At 40.9% G+C, this 23,351-nt stretch carries 22 protein-coding genes and 3 tRNA genes; 13 read left to right on the top strand and 12 right to left on the bottom strand.

Annotation, left to right across the window (positions count from 1 at the left end; genetic code table 11):
- Nucleotides 1–105 precede the first annotated feature (105 nt).
- Nucleotides 106–528, top strand: a complete 423-nt coding sequence (locus tag AAEZ18_RS14680) for a DUF1801 domain-containing protein (protein ID WP_011328597.1) — start codon at nt 106–108, stop codon at nt 526–528.
- A gap of 51 nt (nt 529–579) precedes the next feature.
- Here AAEZ18_RS14680 and AAEZ18_RS14675 read toward each other — a convergent pair whose 3' ends face one another.
- Nucleotides 580–1,419 carry an isopenicillin N synthase family dioxygenase gene (locus AAEZ18_RS14675; protein ID WP_058373708.1) on the bottom strand — a complete coding sequence of 280 codons (840 nt, stop codon included), beginning with the start codon at nt 1,417–1,419 and terminating at the stop codon, nt 580–582.
- A gap of 276 nt (nt 1,420–1,695) precedes the next feature.
- On the opposite strand from AAEZ18_RS14675, the gene AAEZ18_RS14670 reads away from it, so the two are divergent.
- On the top strand, nt 1,696–2,898 hold the full coding sequence (locus AAEZ18_RS14670) for a bifunctional alpha/beta hydrolase/OsmC family protein (RefSeq protein WP_086999221.1): 1,203 nt from the start codon (nt 1,696–1,698) through the stop codon (nt 2,896–2,898).
- 146 nt (nt 2,899–3,044) lie between these two features.
- Complete coding sequence (locus AAEZ18_RS14665) at nt 3,045–3,368, top strand: hypothetical protein (RefSeq protein WP_011328600.1); 324 nt, start codon at nt 3,045–3,047, stop codon at nt 3,366–3,368.
- A 28-nt stretch (nt 3,369–3,396) separates the two neighbouring features.
- On the opposite strand, the gene AAEZ18_RS14660 is transcribed toward AAEZ18_RS14665, so the two are convergent.
- The 3 genes from AAEZ18_RS14660 to aspS form a co-directional block, all read right to left on the bottom strand.
- Nucleotides 3,397–3,993 (bottom strand): pentapeptide repeat-containing protein, encoded by a 597-nt coding sequence (locus tag AAEZ18_RS14660; RefSeq protein WP_011328601.1) that lies wholly within the window; start codon nt 3,991–3,993, stop codon nt 3,397–3,399.
- A 15-nt stretch (nt 3,994–4,008) separates the two neighbouring features.
- Nucleotides 4,009–4,239: a hypothetical protein gene (locus tag AAEZ18_RS14655; protein ID WP_011328602.1), complete on the bottom strand. Its 231-nt coding sequence runs from the start codon at nt 4,237–4,239 to the stop codon at nt 4,009–4,011.
- A gap of 127 nt (nt 4,240–4,366) precedes the next feature.
- Nucleotides 4,367–6,145 (bottom strand): aspartate--tRNA ligase, encoded by a 1,779-nt coding sequence (aspS, locus tag AAEZ18_RS14650; RefSeq protein ID WP_350595063.1) that lies wholly within the window; start codon nt 6,143–6,145, stop codon nt 4,367–4,369.
- Nucleotides 6,146–6,393: 248 nt separating this feature from the next.
- Here aspS and AAEZ18_RS14645 point away from each other — a divergent pair, with 248 nt between their 5' ends.
- Together AAEZ18_RS14645 and AAEZ18_RS14640 are read left to right on the top strand one after the other, a co-directional pair.
- On the top strand, nt 6,394–7,242 hold the full coding sequence (locus AAEZ18_RS14645) for a DUF72 domain-containing protein (RefSeq protein ID WP_350595065.1): 849 nt from the start codon (nt 6,394–6,396) through the stop codon (nt 7,240–7,242).
- A 44-nt stretch (nt 7,243–7,286) separates the two neighbouring features.
- A complete protein-coding gene (locus AAEZ18_RS14640) occupies nt 7,287–7,787 on the top strand; it encodes a M48 metallopeptidase family protein (protein WP_011328606.1) in 501 nt (166 codons plus the stop codon).
- 42 nt (nt 7,788–7,829) lie between these two features.
- Here AAEZ18_RS14640 and AAEZ18_RS14635 read toward each other — a convergent pair whose 3' ends face one another.
- Together AAEZ18_RS14635 and AAEZ18_RS14630 are read right to left on the bottom strand one after the other, a co-directional pair.
- Complete coding sequence (locus AAEZ18_RS14635; protein WP_089368522.1) at nt 7,830–8,843, bottom strand: DUF5924 family protein; 1,014 nt, start codon at nt 8,841–8,843, stop codon at nt 7,830–7,832.
- A gap of 150 nt (nt 8,844–8,993) precedes the next feature.
- Complete coding sequence (locus tag AAEZ18_RS14630; protein WP_350595067.1) at nt 8,994–9,896, bottom strand: LysR family transcriptional regulator; 903 nt, start codon at nt 9,894–9,896, stop codon at nt 8,994–8,996.
- A gap of 121 nt (nt 9,897–10,017) precedes the next feature.
- Here AAEZ18_RS14630 and AAEZ18_RS14625 point away from each other — a divergent pair, with 121 nt between their 5' ends.
- Entirely contained in the window at nt 10,018–11,274 is a 1,257-nt protein-coding gene (locus tag AAEZ18_RS14625) for an adenylosuccinate synthase (protein WP_350595068.1), read from the top strand.
- Nucleotides 11,275–11,394: 120 nt separating this feature from the next.
- On the opposite strand, the gene AAEZ18_RS14620 is transcribed toward AAEZ18_RS14625, so the two are convergent.
- Nucleotides 11,395–12,084 (bottom strand): DUF3334 family protein, encoded by a 690-nt coding sequence (locus AAEZ18_RS14620; protein WP_011328610.1) that lies wholly within the window; start codon nt 12,082–12,084, stop codon nt 11,395–11,397.
- A 116-nt stretch (nt 12,085–12,200) separates the two neighbouring features.
- Between AAEZ18_RS14620 and cmoA the strand changes: the two genes are divergently transcribed.
- The 5 genes from cmoA to AAEZ18_RS14595 all read left to right on the top strand — a co-directional run bounded on the left by cmoA (nt 12,201) and on the right by AAEZ18_RS14595 (nt 16,551).
- On the top strand, nt 12,201–12,926 hold the full coding sequence (cmoA, locus tag AAEZ18_RS14615) for a carboxy-S-adenosyl-L-methionine synthase CmoA (protein ID WP_011328611.1): 726 nt from the start codon (nt 12,201–12,203) through the stop codon (nt 12,924–12,926).
- Nucleotides 12,927–12,942: 16 nt separating this feature from the next.
- Nucleotides 12,943–13,911 carry a tRNA 5-methoxyuridine(34)/uridine 5-oxyacetic acid(34) synthase CmoB gene (cmoB, locus tag AAEZ18_RS14610; protein WP_182678564.1) on the top strand — a complete coding sequence of 323 codons (969 nt, stop codon included), beginning with the start codon at nt 12,943–12,945 and terminating at the stop codon, nt 13,909–13,911.
- A 189-nt stretch (nt 13,912–14,100) separates the two neighbouring features.
- A complete protein-coding gene (gene purM, locus AAEZ18_RS14605) occupies nt 14,101–15,153 on the top strand; it encodes a phosphoribosylformylglycinamidine cyclo-ligase (protein ID WP_011328613.1) in 1,053 nt (350 codons plus the stop codon).
- Nucleotides 15,153–15,800: a phosphoribosylglycinamide formyltransferase gene (gene purN, locus AAEZ18_RS14600; RefSeq protein ID WP_011328614.1), complete on the top strand. Its 648-nt coding sequence runs from the start codon at nt 15,153–15,155 to the stop codon at nt 15,798–15,800. Before purM ends, purN begins: the two co-directional genes overlap by 1 nt.
- Nucleotides 15,745–16,551, top strand: a complete 807-nt coding sequence (locus AAEZ18_RS14595) for a DUF3108 domain-containing protein (RefSeq protein ID WP_080516814.1) — start codon at nt 15,745–15,747, stop codon at nt 16,549–16,551. The genes purN and AAEZ18_RS14595 overlap by 56 nt, the downstream gene beginning before the upstream one ends.
- A 135-nt stretch (nt 16,552–16,686) precedes the next feature.
- Here the strand turns inward: AAEZ18_RS14595 and AAEZ18_RS14590 are convergent, their stop codons facing one another.
- Both AAEZ18_RS14590 and AAEZ18_RS14585 read right to left on the bottom strand, forming a co-directional pair.
- On the bottom strand, nt 16,687–17,121 hold the full coding sequence (locus AAEZ18_RS14590; RefSeq protein ID WP_011328616.1) for a PACE efflux transporter: 435 nt from the start codon (nt 17,119–17,121) through the stop codon (nt 16,687–16,689).
- Nucleotides 17,122–17,235: 114 nt separating this feature from the next.
- Nucleotides 17,236–18,000: a class II glutamine amidotransferase gene (locus AAEZ18_RS14585; RefSeq protein ID WP_011328617.1), complete on the bottom strand. Its 765-nt coding sequence runs from the start codon at nt 17,998–18,000 to the stop codon at nt 17,236–17,238.
- A gap of 312 nt (nt 18,001–18,312) precedes the next feature.
- Between AAEZ18_RS14585 and fadE the strand changes: the two genes are divergently transcribed.
- Both fadE and AAEZ18_RS14575 read left to right on the top strand, forming a co-directional pair.
- On the top strand, nt 18,313–20,772 hold the full coding sequence (fadE, locus tag AAEZ18_RS14580) for an acyl-CoA dehydrogenase FadE (RefSeq protein WP_350595069.1): 2,460 nt from the start codon (nt 18,313–18,315) through the stop codon (nt 20,770–20,772).
- 191 nt (nt 20,773–20,963) lie between these two features.
- Nucleotides 20,964–22,904, top strand: coding sequence for a S9 family peptidase (locus AAEZ18_RS14575; RefSeq protein ID WP_350595071.1), 1,941 nt, complete (start codon nt 20,964–20,966; stop codon nt 22,902–22,904).
- 108 nt (nt 22,905–23,012) lie between these two features.
- Here AAEZ18_RS14575 and AAEZ18_RS14570 read toward each other — a convergent pair.
- From AAEZ18_RS14570 to AAEZ18_RS14560, 3 genes are all read right to left on the bottom strand, one after another.
- Nucleotides 23,013–23,089 (bottom strand) — tRNA-Asp (locus AAEZ18_RS14570).
- Between the two features lie 54 nt (nt 23,090–23,143).
- Nucleotides 23,144–23,220 (bottom strand) — tRNA-Asp (locus tag AAEZ18_RS14565).
- A 54-nt stretch (nt 23,221–23,274) separates the two neighbouring features.
- A tRNA-Asp gene (locus tag AAEZ18_RS14560) sits at nt 23,275–23,351 on the bottom strand.

Genomic DNA, 23,351 nt, shown 5'->3' with positions numbered 1-23,351 from the left:
TATACCTATAACCTGCAATATTGCATAAAAATATTCACATCCAACTTTTAGTACTCATTTTTTGCTACTATTAACTACCGCTAAAAATAAATTAAAGAGTTACTTATGAGCTTAAAAACCCAAGCAAACCAAATAACTTTAGTTGAGTGTTTACATAATGTAGAGACTAAGCGGGAAGATGAGGCGAAAACATTACTCGCCCTATTTACAAAAGTCACTAATGAGCAAGCCGTTGTATGGGGTAAGGATATTATTGGCTTTGGCCACTACACCTATAAACATAACTCTGGCAGCAGTGAAAAATGGCCACTCACTGGCTTTTCCCCGCGTAAAACCAAGCTATGTATTTATATAATGCCCGGCTTTGAAGATGAGACGATTAAAACCCTACTTAACCAGTTAGGAAAGCACAGTTTAGGTAAAAGCTGTTTATATATTACAAACCTAGCTAAAGTGGATTTAACGATACTCGCGCAGATTATTACAAGGTCACTCAACATTATGCAGCAGCGCTACCCGCAGTTATAAAACGCAAAAAACGGCTAAAAAGCCGTTTTTTTATATCGCGATATTTACTAGTTATTTAACGCCAAGCTCACGTAAACGCTCTTGCAAGTAACTATCAGCAGTATAGCGCTCTGATAACACCACATCTGGGCGAGGGTGTAAAAATAGTGGTAATGAAATACGCGACTTACTAGACGCTTTACCTGTTGGGTTAATTACCCGATGAATTGTTGAAGGGAAATAACCACCCGACGCTTCTTGTAGCATGTCACCAATATTAATGATCAAGCAACCAAAATCAGAAGGAACATCTAACCAACCGCCTTCGGTATTTTTAACTTGTAAACCCGGTTCATTAGAAGCAGGTAATACAGTTAGCAAGTTAATATCGCCATGCGCAGCTGCACGAATAGCACCAGGCTCTTCATCGCCGGTCATTGGTGGGTAATGTAAAATACGCAGCAATGTTTGCTCAGAATTAGCAATCATATCTTTTAAGTCAATCGAAAATTTAGCACGCACATCTGCTGGTGCTTCTGCTTGTACCCAACTTAAAAGCGTTGCTGCAAACTCATTAGCTAAACGATAGTACTCACGTATGTCTGCTTCTAACTGGGCAGGTACACGGCCTTTAGGATAAACATGGAAATACTCTTTAATGTCTTTAACTTTACAGCCTTTTGCCACTTCAGATACCGAAGGCGGAAAATAGCCATCTTGGGTGTCTTTAGAAAATAAAAAGTCCTGCTTTTGATCTGAGTTAAAAAAGTCTTGCCAATTTTTATAAATAGACTCAACTAAAGATTGCGGAATTGGATGGTTTTTTAATACCCCAAAGCCGGTATTTCTTAATGATTCAACAAATTGAGCAGCCGCATTGTCCGCTTTATAATCAACAGTAGGTAATTGCATTGTACATTCCAGTGAATAGGTTGTGAGAGATCATTTACATTATAGAGGTAGATTACTCTATTTAAGCAGCAAAGCCTGTATTATTACCACCGTGAGGATAGACAAACAGCCCTAAAATCATAAGGACATATGTCCGCACCTTGGCTAGGTGAGCAATCGAGTTGATCTTAATCAAATTATAAATAAAGATTGAAATAACATCACTTCGCACCTATCTCTGAACTATGATAGTAATGTTTATTATTTTGTACTTAAATTTAAGTATTAAGGCTTCTCATGCGACAAAAAGTATCTTTTAAAAGTGGTGATTTAAAATTGGCAGGACAACTTGAACTGCCCTCTGGTGAAATTAAATTTTACGCCCTATTCGCACACTGTTTTACCTGTGGCAAAGATATAGCGGCGGCAACACGTATCAGCCGTGCACTCACACAACAAGGGATTGCAGTATTACGCTTTGATTTTACCGGCTTAGGTAATAGCGATGGCGACTTTGCCAATAGTAATTTCTCATCTAATATTCAAGACTTAGTAGCGGCCGCTAATCACCTGCGTGAACATTTTGGTGCGCCGCAGCTACTTATAGGCCACAGCTTAGGTGGAGCAGCAGTGCTGGCCGCTGCAGAGCACATACCAGAAGTATCGGCAATTACTACCATAGGTGCGCCGTCAGATGCACAACACGTAGCACACAACTTTAAAGCCCACCTAGATGAAATTAACGCAGCTGGCGAAGCTAAAGTAAATTTAGCGGGCCGCGAGTTCACTATTAAAAAACAATTTATAGACGATATAGCTAAGTACGATAAAAGCCACATAAGTAAACTTAAGCGCGCATTATTAGTAATGCACTCCCCTATTGACGCGACTGTAAATATTAGCGAAGCCGAAAAAATTTACGCATCAGCTAAGCACCCTAAAAGCTTTATTAGCCTAGATAACGCCGATCACTTACTTACTAATAAAAACGATGCCGACTACGCAGCAGATATTATTGCCACCTGGGCCAATCGTTATGTAAATTACGATAAAACTAAATATACGGCTAAATTAAATAATGGCAGCGTATTAGTAGAAGAAAAAGACCATGTATTTACTCAGCACGTAAGCACCAAAGAGCATACCTGGCTTGCCGATGAGCCACTAAAAGCAGGTGGCCATAACTTAGGCCCAGATCCGTATGAGCATTTACTCGCGGGGCTTGGCGCGTGTACCTCTATGACACTGCGCATGTATGCGAGCCATAAAAAATTACCGTTGGAGCATGTCAAAGTTGAGCTTGAGCACACTCGCGATTATAAAAAACAAGACGGTGACGCAGAGCAAACCCAAGGTGTTGAAGCTATTACGCGTAAAATCACCTTAACGGGCGATTTAACCCCCGAGCAACGCGCGCGCTTACTCGAAATAGCTAATAAATGCCCAGTGCATAAAACCCTGCACAATAACCCACTGGTGATAAGTGAATTGGTAGAGTAACGTATAATAATTTTAATTCTGTATATAAAATAGCGCAGTTAAAGCTGCGCTATTTTTTCATCTTGTTAAGCTAAATAATTAATTATTTTAAATGTGTGCGATAATAACCGTCATTGTTCCAATATTTTTAGCAAAAGAATCCATCCATGAAATCATATAACACCATTGCAGAACGAATTGAAATTTTACAAAGCCGAATCGAAGCCTATAAAGACGAAATTGAAGTATTAAAAGCTGAACCTAAAAGTGATAACGAACGCATTATTTTTAAGTTTATTGAAACCGGCAGCACGGGTAAAACCAAAGACTATGTACGTGGTTTAGGCATTAAATCGTCTCGCGATAGCTTATATTCGTCGGGTGATGTAACTAAGCTAATTAAGGATGGCGCAACCGATATTTCGCCAGCGTTGCTTGAAATAGCCAGAGTGCTTGCAAGTGCACGTAATAAAAATGGCCCTAGCTGTTAAAAAAGCTTAATTAGCCGTGTAATAACGGCTAATCCACCAGCTCCACACCTAATCCGCTGAGTAAATTCAACGCTTCAAAACGCTCAAATTTAGCCTTGGTTATTTGGTTGCTATTTAAATCGATATTAAATTGCGTGGCACCAACAAAGTCGCACTGGCTTAAATTAGTTTGAAAAAACTCGCTATCACGAAAATCAGTACCGCTAAATTTACTCTTAGCTAAATTTGCGTGCCTAAAGTCTACATTTTTTGCAAAGCAATCTGTTAGTTTAAGTGCTTTTAGAGTTAGTTCAAAAAAAGAACTGTGGCTAAGCTCACAGTGACTAAAACTCACAGCAGCATTAACACTAAGCTGCGGCCAGTTTATATCACTCCACTGTATACTGTTTAATTTACAATGACTAAAGTCAACATTTTCGAGTGAGCTATAACCCCATTTTAGTGATGCTAAATTGCATTTTTTAAAGCTGCATTCTATAAAACGGCAGTGTTTAAATTGGCCATTTGAAAAGTCGCAATCTGTAAAAGTACAGTCTTCAAACTCTATATTCTCAAAAACCTGCTCTGTCAGTGCTAATGCTGTAAATTGTTGATCAAAATAGTGATTATTATTTTCTATAGACACGGCCTGAATATTACCTTAACGCGCAAATTGAGCTTTTTTAGGGAGATCTTTTTTCAGTGCGAGTATCGCTATAAATATTAAACCCAGAGGTAAAATTAGCGATAAACAGCCACCAACAAAAGCAATGACACCTGGATTAGTACTTTTTCGTTTACCTAATTTATAACTAATAAAAGCAAAAATAGGCACTAATAAAAGTATAAAAAAAGCGATAAACTCGCCAAAAAGAGTGATGTTAACTGACATAAGAATTCCTTTTCATCTGTATGATTATTGCAGTACTAAATTTAACCATAAAAAAACCCTTAAGCCTACACTTAAGGGTTTAATTTTTAATTATCTAACGCATATTTACAAAACACTGTAAAATAATTTACTCTGCGCTTAGTACCGCTTTTTCTACTACGCTAATTGCAAGTTCTGCTAACGAATCAGCATTAGGCTTACTTGGCGCATTAGTTAATAAACACGACGCCTGCGTAGTTTTAGGGAACGCAATAACGTCACGGATGTTATCAGTACCACAAAGCAACATAGCTAAACGGTCAAGGCCAAAAGCTAAACCAGCATGTGGTGGCGTACCGTATTTAAGTGCGTCAAGCAAAAAGCCAAACTTGTCTTGTTGCTCTTGCTCATTAATACCTAAAATTCTAAACGCAGCTTCTTGCATATCAGCATTATGAATACGTACCGAACCGCCACCTATTTCGTAGCCGTTTAATACCATATCGTACGCATCTGAAATAGCAGCCGCAGGGTTTGCTTCAAGTTCACTTGCGCTCATGTCTTTTGGCGCAGTAAATGGATGATGTACAGCGTGCAGCGTACCTTCGTCATCTTCTTCAAACATTGGGAAGTCTACAACCCAAAGTGGTGCCCAGCTATCAAGGTTAGTGATTTCTAAATCAATACCAATTTTAACGCGCAGTGCGCCCATTGCTTCATTTACTGTGTTGCGCTTATCGGCACCAAATAAAATAATATCGCCCGACTGTGCATTAGTACGCTCAAGTAACTGAGTAATTACATCTGCAGTTAAAAATTTAGCTACTGGTGACTGCACGCCTTCTGCGCCCGCAGTGTGATCGTTTACTTTCATCCACGCCATGCCTTTAGCGCCGTAAATACCAATAAACTTAGTGTAATCGTCAAGTTGTTTACGCGAAAGCTTAGCACCACCTGGTACAGTTAATACCGCAACACGGCCTTTTTCGTCATTTGCAGGGCCTGAGAAAACATTAAACTCTACGTCTTTAACTAAATCGGCAATATCAACAAGCTTCATTGGATTACGTAAATCAGGCTTATCTGAACCGTATAAGCTCATTGCTTCGCTGTAAGGCATAATTGGAAAATCGCCTAAATCTACATTTAACAATGTTTGCCACATTTCGCGGATCATTTTTTCAGTCATACCACGTACTTGATCAGAGCTCATGAACGAGGTTTCAATATCTATTTGAGTAAACTCAGGTTGGCGATCGGCACGTAAATCTTCATCACGGAAACATTTTACAATTTGGTAGTAACGGTCAAAACCCGACATCATCAACAATTGCTTAAATAACTGCGGCGACTGCGGTAATGCGTAAAAACTACCTTTGTGAACACGACTCGGTACTAAGTAATCGCGCGCGCCCTCTGGCGTTGCTTTGGTAAGTACGGGTGTTTCTATGTCTAAAAAGCCGTTTTCATCTAAAAAACGACGCACAAAGCTGCTTGCTTTAGCGCGTAACTTAATGCGGTCGCTCATTTCTAATCGACGTAGGTCTAGGTAGCGGTATTTTAAACGACGCTCTTCAGAGTTCACTTGGTTAAAATCAAGTGGTAATGGCTCTGAGCGGTTAATAATATTAAGCTCAGTGCCTAAAATTTCGATTTCGCCTGTAGGCATGTCTTTATTTACTTGGCTATCTGGGCGTGCACGTACAATACCTTTTAACTGCACACAAAATTCTTGGCGAAGCGTGTTAGCTGAACTCATCAACTCTTCAATGTCAGAATCGAATACAACTTGTACTAAACCTTCTCTATCGCGTAAATCGACAAAGATAAGTCCACCAAGGTCACGTCGTTTGTTGATCCAGCCACATAGTTCAACTTCTTGATCTACGTGAGTTTTATTTAGCTGTCCGCAGTATATAGAGCGCATAGTTTTCCTGTCAGATAAAAGGCGTGCAACGGTCAAAAAACATTCGTTTTAAGTAGGGTAAATCTTTTTTATAAATACGAATATAAAAATAACACCGCTTGCAATTCAAAATAATCAAATTAAGCCCTGCATTATACGCAAGTGATATGAAGATACTAGGGCGGGTGTCGTTTTTTGCATCGGATTTAAAGCAGCATATTTTATTATTTGATACACTATAGCTACTTTATAATTAGGCGTTAGTTTGTATGCTATATATTGGGTGCCCACAGTGGTCAAGAAATGCGTGGAAAGGCAATTTATTTTCGAGCCAATGTAAAAATACCGATATGCTAAGCCAATACGCGCAACATTTTAACTCTGTAGAGGGAAATACCAGCTTTTACGCCGATCCATCCCCAAGTACTCTTTTACGCTGGGCAAACAGTGTACCCGACGATTTTAAATTTACCTTTAAGTTTCATCGGCGCTTTAGCCATGAGCTAAAGCTGACTAATGTACACAACGAGCTAACCGCTTGGCTTAACTTATTTGCACCAATTTTAGAGAAAACTGGGCAAATTATGCTGCAACTGCCAAGTGCCTTTGGCCCTAATGATTTACCCAAGTTAGCGCAATTTATTAGTCTATTACCCAAAGAGCTAAACTTTGGGGTAGAAGTTCGCCATCCGGCATTTTTTCAAAAGGGTGAAGCCGAAATAGCGCTTAATCAATTATTAATGGCAAATAACATAAACCGTATAGCCATGGATACCCGCGCCCTATTTGCAGTTAAAGCGAATACAGAAGCGCTGATTGATGCACAACAAAAAAAGCCGCATCTGCCCGTGCATGCTATTGCTACAAGTGAGCAACCCATGGCACGTTTTGTTATTGCTAATTTACAAAGTGAATATAAAACCTTTTATAAGCCTTGGCTTAGTAAAGTAAAACAGTGGCTTGATGAAGGAAAAACGCCCTATGTATTTTTTCATACCGCAGACAACCGAGAAGCACCATTATTAGCAAGGCAGTTTTGTAAGGACCTAAGTTATAACCACAAGGTACTAAATCCATTTAGCGGCGAGGCAGAAGCCCACCAGCAAGCACTGTTTTAAATAACCACTTACAACAAATCAAATGATAGAACTTAGAGAGCAACATGAGTGAATACGCACGTTATTTTACCGGCTACCCTGCAAACATTGTTGAGCAAGTATTAAATCTAATCAGTAATGATAAAGTAAGTAACTACTTACTTAAAAAGTATCCGCAGGCACATAATATTACCAGCGACAAAGCACTTTTTAGCTACGCCACAGAGCTTAAAAAACAGTATTTAAAAAATGCCCCGCCGTTTGGTCGCGCCGCATTTAAAAAGCAAGGCGACATGGTCACTAATGCACTTGGCACGCACACCTATCGTATGCAAGGTAAAACTCGCAAGCACGATTTGGCCATCAACAGTGATTTACTGCGCGCTCCCGAGCCGTTATTAAAAGCCTTAGTTGTACACGAGCTCGCTCATTTTAAAGAAAAAGACCATAACAAAAGTTTTTATAAACTTTGTTGTCACATGGAGCCAAGTTACCACCAGCTAGAGCTTGATTTACGCATTTTTTGCGTGGCTGTAGAGCAAGGCAATAATCCTTACTTAAAATGAGCTAATTAAATTGCCGTAAACGCGCTAGTAAATGCACATTAGCTAAGGCAAAACTGTAAATTTAGTTAAACCTATAAGTTGCCCCGATTCTGTTACTACTTGCACCTGCCATTTACCGACAGAATCAGTTGGGAAATTTACTTTATGGGTCCACGCTCTATAACCTTGCTCTCGCCCACCACTTATATTTAGTGTGATCCGATCTACTTCTTTATTGTTGTATAGCCACACATGAAATATCTTTTCATTTAATCCTCTGGGCGCTTTAACAGCAGTCCACGTATATAACCCCTGATGATGTAGTGAATAAGAGTCTAATTGCTTAATATTACCAATAGGTTGGCGTTGCTCTAAATCAACCTCGTGCGATAAAGTAATATCGGTTAAGCGCAAAGCCGCTGGCGGCACCCAGCTACGTAGTTGCCATAAGCCAGCACTTAATATACACAAAATCACTACCAATAAAGGAAATCGCCACCAGCGGGTATTAGGCATTAAGTTGCCTAAACTGGGGAGGGTAAAAATAACAGCAGTAACCAAAGCAATTGCTAAGCTTTGGCTAGTGGTTACATTAAATAAAATAGGCAAAGTAACCAATATAACTACAAACAATGCAAAGTTATGAAACACCGCAAATAACATGCGATTTTTTGCTAACTTTTTATAATACAAAGGATCAATTACCGATATGACTGCACACATTATCATTAGCGCGGTAAAAATAGCTTGCGGGTGATCCCACTGCGTTACCGCTAAAAAAAATGGCAAAGCAAAAAACAGGCTTTCTTGTTGCACCATTTGTAAAGCAAAGCGCATAAAGTTGGGCGATACCGCGACACCAAATCTTTGCTCTACTTTATCGCGCAACCAGTTATCAATAATTAACCATACCCAGCTCACTAGCAAAAATATGGCAATAAATTGCGAAAACGATTCTTTTCGCTCAACTAACACATAACTTGCCACACCAGAGCAAAATGCTATTACCGCTAATAACCCCGGCCGCTGTTGCATTGCGATTATAAATTTTGTTATTAAACTTTTAAAATAGTCCATCTAATTTTGGGTCCGTACAAGTGTGCATGCTAAAGCGCTTAAAAAACATAAGCGCTTTATCTTAAAGAAATTACCTGAACAACACATAAATAGCATAAAACCCCTTAGCTTATTAACAATATAATAATCGGTAGTAATATTAAGTGATGACTATTTTGGTTGTTTTAAATGGGTGCGCGAAATCTCTTCATTTACCCAGTGTAATAATTGTTTTATTGCTTTAGATAACACCTGATTTTGCCGCACTATATAACCTAAACTGGTGGTTGGGAATTGCGGTAAAGCCGTTACTGTGGTGGTTAAATTAGCTTTAGAGCGCAGCGAAAACTCAGGAACAATTGCCACGCCAAAACCAGCTTCTGCCCAATCAATTTGTGCATCAACACTGCCCACTTCCATAACCCGATAACTCGGTAAATTTAAAGACGGTAGCGCATTATCTAATAACTCTCGGGTGCGGGTATCGTGGCCTAATAAAATTAATGTTGGCGGCTCAGTGAGTACCATACTTTCATCGTTTTTTGCTTGCTGCCAGAACGCTAAATTATTTCCCAGCGCACACCACTTTATCTGTTGGAGTTCACTAAAATGCAGTGGCTCACTTTCTTTTTGAGCAATAACAAAGCCTAAATCGGCTTCTGCACTTTTAACCAGCGCCGATGCCTGTGACGAGGTGGTATTTAGCAAGGTAAAATCAATCCCCGGGAACTGGGTTTTAAACAGCTGAAAAGGCTCTATGAGTAACAAGCGAGAAATAATATCACTGGCTGCAATGGTTAGTGTGCCTTGGCTTAAGTTATTTATTGCATTTAGATCAGACTGACATACCTTCAATTCCCATAAGGTTTTTTGCCCCGACTGTAATAAACGCAAACCCGCTTGGGTTAAACAAAAGGGGTTACGCTCGATTAACTTTACCCGCGTCATTTTTTCTAACTGCTTAATATGCAAGCTCACATTAGGTTGCGTCATGTGCAGTGCACTTGCCGTTTTACCAAAGTGCTTTAGCTCTGCTAATGTAACAAAGGTTTTTAACCAATGAATATCTAACATCTCACTTCCTTAATATTGCACACGCCATATGGAATCCTTATTGATATCATAATTATAATTAATTTCTCTTATTTTAACAGCCCGCATATCATATCAGCTTGTTCAATTTGGAGATTAAATTATGCCGTCAATTGTTGTTGTAGGTGCAAACTGGGGTGATGAAGGCAAAGGCCGCATCGTAGATTTTTTAGCTGAGAACGCATCAGCAAGCATTCGCTTTCAAGGTGGTAATAACGCCGGTCATACCGTTGTGAATGATTTTGGCACCTTTAAACTACACCAATTACCTAGCGGTATTTTTAATCCTGATTGCATAGCGGTACTTGGCCCTGGCATGGTAATAAGCCCTAGCGCCTTAAGTGAAGAAATAACCGAAGTTAAAGCCGCTGGCGTTAATGTAAAGCTGTGTATTTCTGATCGTGCCACTTTATGTCTGCCTTTACATGCCCTTGAAGACACCCTTGAAGAATTACGTTTAGGCGACGCTGCTTACGGCTCGACTCGCCAAGGTATTTCGCCAGCGTATGGCGACCGAGTAATGAAAAAAGGCATTTTAGTGGGTTGGTTAAATCAGCCTGACGTTTTACTAGAGCGTATTCAATTTATGCTTGATTGGAAAATGCCACAGCTAAAAGCCTTATATCCAAGTTGTGATTTTTCGCAAACAGCTGAAGAAATGACGCAGTGGTTACTCGATGTTACCGCGCCTTGGCGTGCATTTATTTGTAATGTAACAGAGCCGTTAAAAGCACTACAAAAACAAAATGCTAATTTATTATTTGAAGCTCAGTTAGGTGCAGGTCGCGATTTAGTCTATGGCGAATACCCTTACACTACCTCTTCAAACGTAACGGCCGCTTATGCAGGCATAGGCAGCGGTTTACCAGCGCTTCGTCCTGAACGTGTTGTTGCGGTAGCAAAGTCGTTTAGCTCATCAGTAGGTACGGGTACTTTAGTTACTGCAATGGAAGAGCAAGACAATTTTCGTGAAAGCGCTAACGAATATGGCGCAGTAACTGGCCGCCCACGGGACATGGGCTACTTTGACGCAGTTGCCACGCGCAATGGTGTTGAGCTACAAGCTGCAACCGAAATTGCTTTAACCAAAATTGATTGTTTATCGGGTATGAAAGATTTAAAAATCTGTGTTGCCTATGACGGCGATCATAGCGAAAACCCAATTTGGCCACAAACAGCTGCATTAAGCCCTGTATATGAAAATATGCAACCTTGGGATGAAGACATTACCGGTTGTCGTACCTTCGACAGTCTACCAATTGCAGCGCAACAATACGTTGAGCGCATTGAAGCGTTAATGGGCGTACCAATAACTATGGTGTCTGTTGGCCCTGAGCGCGAACAGATGATTATTCGCTAAATAGCGCTATTGTGTTTAAATAACTGTTGGGTTTGCATGTAACCCAACAGTTATTAATAAAGGTCACACTGCGCGTGGCTGATTTTATGACCTTAACCACATAATTATTTTAACTTATTCTTACAGCCCTAGCCCTGCCATAAAGTCGTCATCATCACTATCTTCTGCTTCTTTTTCAGCTTTAGCCTTGGCTTTTTCTGCTTTTTGTTTTGCTTCGTTTTCGATGATGTCGTCGGGATCTATTGCTTCGACAATGTCAAAGTCGTGTAATTTAATAAACTCAGTTTTATCCATTGCCAGCTCTAAATAAAATATATTTTGCTTACTGGTGGTAAACGTTACGCGGCGCGCTTGTGGGCGATCCATTGTGGTATCTACAGAAATTTGTACTTGTTTATTAATTGCCATCATTTTTGGCTGATTTTGGGTAATAGAGGTATGTAATTGCTCGCGTACTTTAGAGGTAAAGTCACCAACTATTTGGTTCATTAGCTCGCCTAACACATTTGATACATCGTCAGATAAATGACTATGTGCTATTTCTTCCTCGGGCATACCCATGTTGCGCATGTAATCGCCATAAATTTCCATTGCCGCTTGCGATGTGAAATTAGTAATTACTAGGCCAGTAAAGCCACCATCAAATAACACAAAACAGCCAATATCTGGGCGCATACAAGTACGAGTAATTTTTTGCACCATAGCGGAGTAACTAACACTATTGCCACTGGCCGATGTGAGTACCCCTGTAACCGAGTGACAAAGGGTTGCCAATATATCATCGGTGCTAATAACTTTACTTTTGCTCATTTAATAGTCTCATTTATACTTATTTTTCATTATTCTAGCCAAGCTACTTAATTTATCACTGACTATCCAGCATAAAATGTTAAAATAGCGCCATTATTTTCAAAGAGACTGGCTTCGTGACCATTAAAGACAGTATTTATGCCTCTGAGCAACAAGTTAAAGACTTTAGTTTTGATCAAAACGTAGTCGAAGTTTTTCCTGATATGATCCAGCGCTCTGTGCCGGGTTACGCCACTATAGTAAGTACTATGGGTAAACTTGCCGGTGAGTATGCGCAAAGTAACTCTAACCTTTACGATTTAGGCTGCTCGCTGGGCGCGGTTACATTAAGTATGCGCCGTAATATTCGCACCGATAACTGCCATATTATTGCAGTCGATAACTCACAAGCTATGGTTGAGCGTTGTAAGGTACATTTACAAGGCTTTAAGTCAGAAGTACCGGTTACCGTTACTTTAGGCGACATTAACGAGCTTGAAATTCAAAATGCTTCAGTGGTGGCAATGAACTTTACGCTGCAGTTTATTCCGCATGCACAGCGCCAAGCAGTCCTTGAAAAAATATACGCCAACTTAAAACCCGGCGGTGTATTGCTGCTGAGCGAAAAAATAAAAGCCGAAAACGAGCTGTGCGATAATTTACTAATTGACCTACACCACGACTTTAAACGCCATAATGGGTATTCGGAGCTTGAAATAAGTCAAAAGCGCACCGCTATTGAAAACGTAATGCGCCCAGATACGCTAAGCACGCACTTTACCCGCTTAAAAGACATTGGCTTTAGCCAAACTCAGGCGTGGTACCAATGTTTTAATTTTTGCTCAATGATCGCAATTAAATAAAGAGAGTAAGTAATTTATGTCTCAATGGTTTAACCAATTTTACGCTGCTATTGCACAAAGCCCACTTAGTCACTGGCTAGAAACTCTGCCTGCGCAATTAAAACACTGGCAGTTAGAGGCAAGTCATGGCGACTTACCACAGTGGCAAAAAGTGCTTAAAAATTTACCTGAGGTTAAAACTCAACATGTTGATATTACTACTCAGGTAAAAATTGGCACTCCGGGTGAAATGACCGATGGTGAGCAAAAACAAACCCTACATTTGTTAAAGCGCATGATGCCATGGCGCAAAGGCCCATTTAGTGTTCACGGTATTGAAATAGATACAGAGTGGCGCAGCGATTGGAAATGGGATCGCCTGCTTCCACATATTGAGCCACTCAAAGGCCGCACAGTGTTAGATATTGGCTGCGGCTCGGGCTATCATTTATGGCGTATGCGTGGTGAAGGCGCTCAGTTTGTAGTAGGCATTGACCCTTCAGACTTATTTTTGTGTCAATTTCAAGCTATAAAACACTTTAATCCCGACGAAAACGTACACTTATTACCACTGGGTGTTGAGGCACTACCCGAGTTAAAAGCATTTGATACGGTATTTTCGATGGGGGTACTTTATCACCGTCGCTCGCCTATCGACTTTTTAGCGCAATTAAAAGCACAACTGCGCCCCGGTGGCGAGCTGGTACTAGAAACCTTAGTCATTGAAGGCGACGAAAATACAGTGCTTGTACCCACTGATCGCTATGCAAAAATGCGTAATGTATGGTTTATTCCAAGCACTGCGGCATTAAAACTGTGGATGGAGCGCGTGGGCTTTAAAAACGTACAAATTAAAGACTGCGCAATTACTACGCTAGATGAGCAACGCAAAACAGCTTGGATGGAAAACGAATCGTTAGTCGACTTTTTAGATCCAAACGACACCAGTAAAACCATTGAAGGTTACCCAGCACCACTACGTGCTATTTTAACTGCTAAAGCATAGCGTTAACGGCAACATCAGCAAACAATAAAAAACGCCTACGGGCGTTTTTTTGTTTATTTAGCCAGCAATTAGCGGACAAGTGTCCTGTTAATTATTTCAATACTATATTTACGCTAGCCGCGGTTACGCAATTGTTGTAAAATACGCGCGTTTCTAAGCAACCCAAAACAACTATTTTGAGGAAAACCTGTGAGCGAACAAAAACAGTCTCTAAGCTATAAAGACGCGGGCGTAGATATCGACGCTGGTAATGCACTTGTTGAGCGTATTAAAGGTGTGGTTAAAAAAACTCGTCGTCCTGAAGTAATGGGCGGTATTGGTGGTTTTGGCGCACTTTGCGAAATTCCAGCAGGTTATAAGCAACCAGTATTAGTTGCCGGCACTGATGGTGTGGGTACTAAGTTACGTTTAGCTATCGATCTTAAAAAGCACGACACTGTCGGTATCGACTTGGTCGCTATGTGTGTAAACGATTTAATTGTTCAAGGTGCTGAACCGCTGTTTTTCCTAGATTACTATGCAACAGGTAAGCTAGACGTAGACACTGCCGCAGACGTAGTAACCGGCATTGGTAAAGGCTGTGAAATTTCTGGCTGTGCCCTTATTGGTGGCGAAACCGCAGAAATGCCTGGTATGTACGACGGCGAAGACTACGATATGGCTGGTTTTTGTACCGGTGTTGTAGAAAAATCAAAAATTATTGATGGCACTAAAGTAGCCGCGGGCGATCAACTTATTGCCCTTGCTTCAAGTGGTCCGCATTCAAATGGTTTCTCGCTAATTCGCAAAGTACTTGAAGTATCTAACGCAGATACAAGCGCTGATTTTGAAGGCAAAACATTAGGCGAAACATTGCTTGAACCTACTCGCATTTACGTTAAACCACTGCTTGAGTTATTCAAGCACGTTGACGTACACGCGCTTTCGCACATTACCGGTGGCGGCTTTTGGGAAAATATCCCACGCGTATTACCTGCCTCTGCAAAAGCAGTAGTAAAAGGCGATAGCTGGCAGTGGCCACCTATTTTTAACTGGTTACAAGAAAACGGTAACATTACTACGCATGAAATGTACCGCACATTTAACTGTGGTGTAGGCATGGTATTAGTTGTTCCAGCCGACAAACTTGAGCAAAGTTTAAGCATGCTAAAAGACTTGGGCGAAAACGCATGGCACCTTGGTGAAATTCAAGACGCAGCGCCTGGCGAAGAGCAAGTTGAAATTGTAGGTGGTGCTAAGTAATGGCACCCACTCGTCTTGTAGTTTTAATCTCAGGCGGTGGCTCTAATTTACAAGCCATTATTGATGCCTGTGAAAGTGGCGAGATAAATGCGCAAATAGCGGCTGTTATTAGTAACAAAGCAGACGCTTATGGCCTTGAACGTGCTAAGCAAGCAGGCATTGCTACACAAGTGCTGAGTCATAAAGATTTTGACTCGCGCGAGGCCTACGATACACAGTTAATGAGCATCATTGACTCTTTTATACCGAATCTAGTTGTATTAGCTGGGTTTATGCGTATTCTTACTCCTAACTTGGTGCAAAAATATATTGGAAAAATGTTGAACATTCATCCATCTTTGTTGCCTAAGTACCAGGGGCTGAATACCCACCAAAGAGCAATTGATGCAAATGATGATGTTCATGGCGTAAGTGTTCATTTTGTAACTGAAGAGCTAGACGGAGGTCCGGTTATACTTCAGGCAAAAGTACCTGTACTCAAGGATGATACAGCAGACACACTAGCAAAACGCGTGCACGAACAAGAGCATATAATTTATCCTTTGGTGGTCAAGTGGTTCAGTGAACACAGACTAACTATGGAAGCAGATTATGCAGTTCTTGACGAAACAAAACTTCCTGCACACGGCGCGCAGTACCCACAATAAAAAAATAAGTGCCCTGCTATTATGTGTGGGCACTTTACTTCCAACTAGCCTTATTGCCGGCGAATTGACACAGTACGAAGCTAAGTATGATATTTTACGCAAAGGTAAAAATCATGGTGAAGCCGTGCGTGAACTCAAAAAGATAAGTGACGATAACTACGAGTTAACCTATCACAGCAATATTGAGTGGATGATTTTTTCTGACTCACGCCAGGAAACCTCTAAATTTACCTTTAAAGATGGCAAAGTGAGCCCGCATCATTATTCAATGATCCGTACTGGCACTGGTCCTGATAAAGATTACAATATTGATTTTGACGCACAAAAAAAAGTCGTTAACAGTAGCCGCAGCGAATACCCGCTTGAGTGCGAATGGACTGATGACTTTCAAGATGCTATTTCGTATCAGGTACAAGTGCGCGAAGGTTTGAAAAAAGGCGAAACCAGTTTTTCATTCCCGTTAATCGATAAAAAAGGTAATCGCCGCGACTACAATTTTGAAGTTGTTGCAACAGAGATGATTTCATTACCTATCGGCAACGTAGAAGCAATTAAAGTAAAACGCTTATACGATAATGACAAACGCCAAGCACTTGCTTGGTTTGCACCAGAAATGGATTACATGTTAGTGCGTATGTGGAAAGGTGAAAAAGGAATGGAACAATTTGAAGTGCAAATAAACTCATTTACCGTGACAACACCTGTCATTGCCCCACCTGCTGATATTAAAAAAGTAACAAGCCCAGAGTAAGCAATTATTTTTAGCTACAAATGGCTTTATTACTATTAGTTTATATCTTTATTACTATTAGTTTATATAAAGCGCGATGCAAATCGCGCTTTTTTTATACGTTTTTTCGCGATTAAATCTAAAAGTTAAGCTTTATTATGCTTCACTTTGCTGCTGCGCAGAAGCTGGCAAGCCAAAAACTCGATCGAACGCCCATGTAAAAACAATTGCATAAACAAAAAAGAATATAAAAAATCCAAGGTTCGCTATAAACGCACTAAGCACTGAAATTTTCAACCACAGCGCCATAACCGGCACTAAAATTAAAACAAGGCCACCTTCAAAGCCAATTCCGTGTAATAAGCGACGATTGAATGAGCGACCTTTTATTGTTTGCTGGGACTCCCAGCGCTCAAATAACGCATTAAATACATAGTTCCAGCTAAGTGCTACGCTGGATAATACAAAAGCGAGGCCTATCGCTGAAGTTGCTGATTTATCAAACATAAAACTTATAATAGGGCCAACAAAAGCAATGGCAAATAATTCATACAACACAGCTTGTAGAATACGGCGTTTTTTAGGAGTCATAATATAATTCCGATAATAAATAATGTACTGAGTCAGCTCAATATAAAAGCCCGCGTCTACTTTACTACGACAGTTGTTTGCCTCTCAACTAAGCGCTAAAGGCAAAAAACAAGCTTAAATCAATTCACCCATCTTAAATAATACAAACTCACCCGGCTGCATTTTTTTCCAGCGCTCGTCGTTAGTCAGTGGTTTTGTTGCTATAACACTAACAATATCGTTGGGCGTGGTTTCTTCGTTAAAATCAACCACCATGTCAGCATCAATCAAGGTCGCTTTTCCAAAGGGCGCACGGCGAGTTATGTAATGTAAGTTATTGGTACAGTAAGCTAAAACAAATACGCCATCGGTCAGCAGCATATTAAAAACGCCCTTTTCACGCAGTGTATGCGAAAGCGTTGCTGCATAACGAAATACCGATGCCATATCCTCTGGCTTATTTGGGTACTTAGTGCGTATTTGATCCAGCAGCCAGCAAAAAGCCAACTCGCTGTCAGTATCGCCAACAGGTCGGTAATGATCAGGCTTTAAATCATGGTAATTAGATAACTGGCCGTTATGCGCATAAGTAATTTCGCGCCCCCACAGTTCACGCGTAAACGGGTGCGTGTTTTCAAGGCATACTTTACCGCGGTTACCTTGGCGAATATGGCTAATAACTGACACACTTTTAATCGGGTATGCTTTAACTAACTTCGCTATTTCTGACTGGTAGCTCGGCTGCGGATCTTTAAAGGTTCTGCAGCCTTTGCCTTCGTAAAATGTAATACCCCACCCATCTCTATGTGGCCCAGTATTACCGCCGCGCTCCAGCAGCCCCGAAAAACTAAAACAAATATCTGTAGGCACATTCGCCGACATGCCAAGCAATTCACACATAAAATAAATAACCTTTAAACCACGTATTAATAAATAACGTTATATTTTTATATTAAGCGTACACTATTTAGTTATGTGTACGGGCGTCTATATTTACTTAAAAAATAACATTTTACTATTAGATTAAATTTTTTTTGTCGCTATGAATGCATAGACTAAAGCTGTAACTTACTTTATTAACGCTGACTCTATTAAATGAGCTGCTTTTTTACGGTTATTTTGATTAAAATTTAACTACGTAAGGTACTTGAAACTTAGCGTTACTAACGCTACTCTAACTAAGGTGGTCTGACCTCTAATAAGGAATTAGCAATGACACTCATATTTACACTCGGTTTAATCGCACTGCTCAGCGCAGCGGTTTACCACAGAGCAAGTTGGAACACCGCACTTGGTGTTTCTATTGCAACATTATTAATTGGTACCTTTGCGGGTGCTTTTGGTTTAATTAGTTGGATAATATTTTTAATTATAGCGGTGCCTCTCTCTGTTACTGGTATTCGCCAGCAATATATTGTTAAGCCTCTTTTTACTATGTTTAAAAAAGTAACGCCTAGCATGTCTGATACTGAAAAGTCAGCCATTGATGCCGGTACGACATGGTGGGAAGCTGATTTATTTTGTGGTAACCCAGATTGGAAAAAGTTACACCAATATCCAGTGCCTAAGCTAACTATTGAAGAACAAGCCTTTATCGATGGCCCTGTTGAAGTAGTGTGTAGTATGCTCGATGACTGGGAAGCAACACACGAACTTACCGATCTTCCTCAAGATGTATGGCAATACCTAAAAGATAACAAATTTTTTGCCATGATCATCAAAAAAGAATATGGCGGTTTACAGTTCTCAGCATTTGCACAGTCGTGCGTACTACAAAAGCTAACCAGTAAATCAACCTTACTTTCGTCAATTGTTGGCGTACCAAACTCATTAGGCCCTGGTGAATTACTCCAGCACTATGGAACAAAAGAGCAAAAAGACCATTACTTACCGCGCCTTGCCAGTGGCCAAGAAATTCCATGTTTTGCATTAACCTCGCCAGAAGCAGGTTCTGATGCAAGCTCAATTCCAGACTACGGTGTAGTGTGTAAAGGACAATGGAAAGGTGAAGAAGTTGTAGGTGTTAGCCTTACATGGAACAAGCGTTATATTACGCTTGCACCTGTGGCTACGGTACTAGGGCTTGCATTTAAATTACAAGATCCTGATGGTTTAATTGGTGATAATAAAGAGCCTGGCATTACCTGTGCACTTATTCCAACCGATACTCCAGGGGTTGAAATTGGTCGTCGCCACTTCCCGCTTAATGTGCCGTTTCAAAATGGTCCTACGCAGGGTAAAGATATATTCGTACCGCTTGATTACATTATTGGTGGGCCAGATATGGCAGGCCAAGGCTGGCGTATGCTGGTTGAGTGTTTATCGGTTGGCCGTGCAATTACATTGCCGTCAAACTCAGCCGGTGGCATTAAAATGATTGCTGTTGCAACCGGTGCCTACAGCCGTATTCGTCGCCAGTTCCGCTTACCTATTGGTAAAATGGAAGGCGTTGAAGAGTCGTTAGCAAAACTTGCTGGTTATGCATATAGCTCTGATGCTGCAGTAAGAATGTCTACCGGTGCGGTAGATTTAGGCGAAAAACCTTCGGTTGTTTCGGCTATTATTAAATACCACCTTACAGAACAAATGCGTGACTCTACCCTGCACGCCATGGACGTACTTGGCGGTAAGGGCATCATGCTTGGGCCAAATAACTATTTAGGCCGTGGTTATCAAGGTGCACCTATTGCGATTACCGTTGAAGGTGCCAACATTTTGACCCGTAATATGATTATTTATGGTCAAGGTGCAATTCGCTGTCACCCGTTTGTACTTACCGAACTAGGTGCGTGCGAAATTGAAGACCGTGAAGAAGCGCTAAACGTATTTGATAAAGCATTAATGGGTCACATTGGCTTTACCATGTCTAACCTTGTGCGCACTAAATGGCTCGCGTTAACGGGTGCTCGTTTTACAAGTGTGCCGTACAAAGACGAAACCGCTGAGTTTTACCGTATAGCGTCGCGCTTTAGTGCATCACTTGCACTTATGTCTGACATTAGCATGGCAGTATTTGGTGGCTCACTAAAACGTAAAGAGCGTATTTCTGCTCGCTTAGGTGACTTACTAAGCTACCTATACTTAGTGTCTGCAACGCTTAAACGTTATAACGACGAAGGCCGTAAAAAAGAAGACTTCCCGTTAGTACAGTGGAGCTGTCAAGATCACCTGTATCATTGTCAACGCGCACTTGCTGATTTAATTAATAACATGCCTTCTGCTCCACTGCGTGGCGTATTAAAAGTATTGTTATTCCCGTTTGGCCGTCCGGTTCGTAAACCTACCGACCAACTTGAACACAAATTAGCGCAAATACTACAAGTACCTAGCGAAACGCGTAATCGTTTGGCAAGCTATGTGTATTTAACAAATGAGCCGCTTAACCTTGTAGGCCGTCAAGAGCAAACGCTTAAAGACGTACTTGAAGTTGAGCCATTATTTGACCGTGTATGTAAAGAAAAAGGCCTTAAACTGCCATTCTTTCAGCTTGATAAAGTAGCGCAAATGGGTCTTGAGGCTGGTATTTTAAGCCAAGCAGAAGCTGACAAGTTAGCCGCTGTAGAACAAGCTCGTTTAGACGTTATAAACGTTGACGACTTTGATCCTGCTGATTTACTCGCTGGTAAAGCAGCTCGTAATAATAAACCTAAAAAAACTGATGCCGCTAAATAAGCCCAGCATCTACTTTTAAGTTATAAAAGCCAGCACATTATGTGCTGGCTTTTTTATGTGTAAGATTTTGATACACTTTTGTTGTACATAAAACCAGCTGCTTATTGCGTTTAAAAACTGTTCAGGTAAAACTGCTATAAATACTTTAACCTAAATTCGGGTTATAAAAACAACAGTGAAGGAACGTAACAATGAAGCAAATTATTAAACTTACAATAATTACATGCGCAGTTACCCTAGCGCTCTCTGGTTGCAGTGAATCAACCAACTCATCCTCATATACAGCCCCGCTAACCAGCTCTAAAGCGCATGTAAAAGAACTGAGCACCTACTCAGCTGAAACATTTTTTGATACCACCTCAATTATGGGGAGTAGCTTTTCACCCCATGGCGATAAAATTTTAGTCAGTAGTGATGAAAGTGGCATTTACAGCCTATATGAGGTTAATGTCCAAACAGGCGGCAAAACTCGCTTAACCGATTTTACCGACAGTACCTACCCTATCCGCTATTTTCCAAATGATGAGCGAGTGTTGTTTACCAAAGACACGGGCGGTAACGAACGCTTTCATATTTATGTACGCGAAACTGACGGCACAGTAAAAGACTTAACCCCAGGGGATGAAACCCGTGCTAGTTTTGCCGGCTTCACTAAAAATGCCAGCCAATTTTTTATTACCAGCAATCAGCGTGATGCTAAGTTTATGGATTTATATCGCGTTAATAGTAAAACCTATAAAGTGACGCCGGTTTATCAAAATACTTTAGGACTAAATGTAGGTGCAATAAGCCCAAATGGTCGTTTTATTGCGCTGTCTAAAAGTAATAGCAACAAAGACAGCGATACCTTTATTTTAGATACTTATACTAAAATACTAAAGCCACAGTTAATTTCAAAATACCATACACCTGCTCAATACAGCCCTGAAACCTTCTCTGCCGATAACAAATACTTATACTACTCTACAGACGCTAAAGGCGAGTTTTCGCAGATGTGGCGTTATGACCTAGCTTCTGGCGAGCACAGCCCAGCTTTAGCCGATGACTGGGACGTAAGCTTTATTTATTTTTCAACGTCGGGGCGCTACCAGGTGAGTGGTGTGAACGCCGATGCCAGCACTAAAGTAACCGTGATCGATACGCAAACGAATAAAGAAATTGCCATGCCTAAGCTACCGGCAGGTAATTTACGGGGTGTGAGCTTTTCAGCTGATGAGCAAAGCATGGCCTTTTATTTAAATTCAGACACTGCACCTAGTAATTTATTTGTATGGCAAGTAGGCAGTAATAACACGCAGCAATTAACTAATACCCTCAGTAAAAAAATTAATCAAAACGATTTAGTGCAAAGCACTATAGTACGCTTTAAGAGCTTTGATGGTTTAGAAATACCAGGTGTTTTATATAAACCCAAGCAAGCGAGTAGCACCAACAAAGTGCCTGCGTTAATTTGGGTGCACGGTGGGCCAGGCGGACAAAGCCGTACCGGTTATAGTGCGATGCAACAGCATTTGGTAAATCATGGTTATGCCATTTTTGCAGTTAATAATCGAGGCAGCTCGGGCTATGGTAAAACCTTTTTTCATTTAGATGATAAAAAGCACGGCACCGATGACCTACAAGATATTGTATACGGCAAAAAACATTTACAGAGCTTAGAGTGGGTCGATACCGATAAAATTGGCATTATGGGTGGTAGCTATGGCGGCTTTATGACCGCGGCAGCCCTTGCCTTTGAACCCGAAGAGTTTAAAGTTGGGATTAATATTTTTGGAGTAACCAACTGGGTACGTACACTTAATTCTATTCCACCTTGGTGGGAGAGCTTTAAAAAGTCGCTGTACGACGAAATGGGCGATCCGGCAACAGACGGTGATCGTCACCGCGCCATTTCACCGTTATTCCACGCTAGAAACATCATCAAGCCACTTATGGTTATTCAAGGCGCTAACGATCCGCGCGTGTTACAAGTTGAAAGTGATGAGCTTGTAGCTGCAGTTAAAGCCAATGGCGTACCAGTTGAGTATGTATTGTTTGACGATGAAGGTCATGGTTTTAGCAAAAAAGAAAATCGGATCACGGCATCAAACGCTTACTTGAAATTTTTAGAGCAGTATTTAAAAGCTGAATAAGTTTGCACTGATTAATTTATGCCTGCATTTTTGTGGGCTTTTTTATGTGCTAAGAAATGTAATTTATGATTTTGATTGTATTCAACTTGTTATTGAGGAAATAACAAGTGGCGGAGTGGACGGGACTCGAACCCGCGACCCCCGGCGTGACAGGCCGGTATTCTAACCAACTGAACTACCACTCCGCAGTGGTATGTGCATGGGGTAATGCACTTACTAATTTTGTTACTGATATCAAATGGCGGAGTGGACGGGACTCGAACCCGCGACCCCCGGCGTGACAGGCCGGTATTCTAACCAACTGAACTACCACTCCGCAGTGGTATGTGCATGGGGTAATGCACTTACTAATTTTGTTACTGATATCAAATGGCGGAGTGGACGGGACTCGAACCCGCGACCCCCGGCGTGACAGGCCGGTATTCTAACCAACTGAACTACCACTCC

The organism is Pseudoalteromonas sp. 19-MNA-CIBAN-0066 (assembly GCF_040308705.1).
GTDB classification, from domain to species: domain Bacteria; phylum Pseudomonadota; class Gammaproteobacteria; order Enterobacterales; family Alteromonadaceae; genus Pseudoalteromonas; species Pseudoalteromonas nigrifaciens.
Note: the sequence above shows the minus strand (reverse complement) of the source record. Positions and strands in the feature narration are given on the sequence as shown.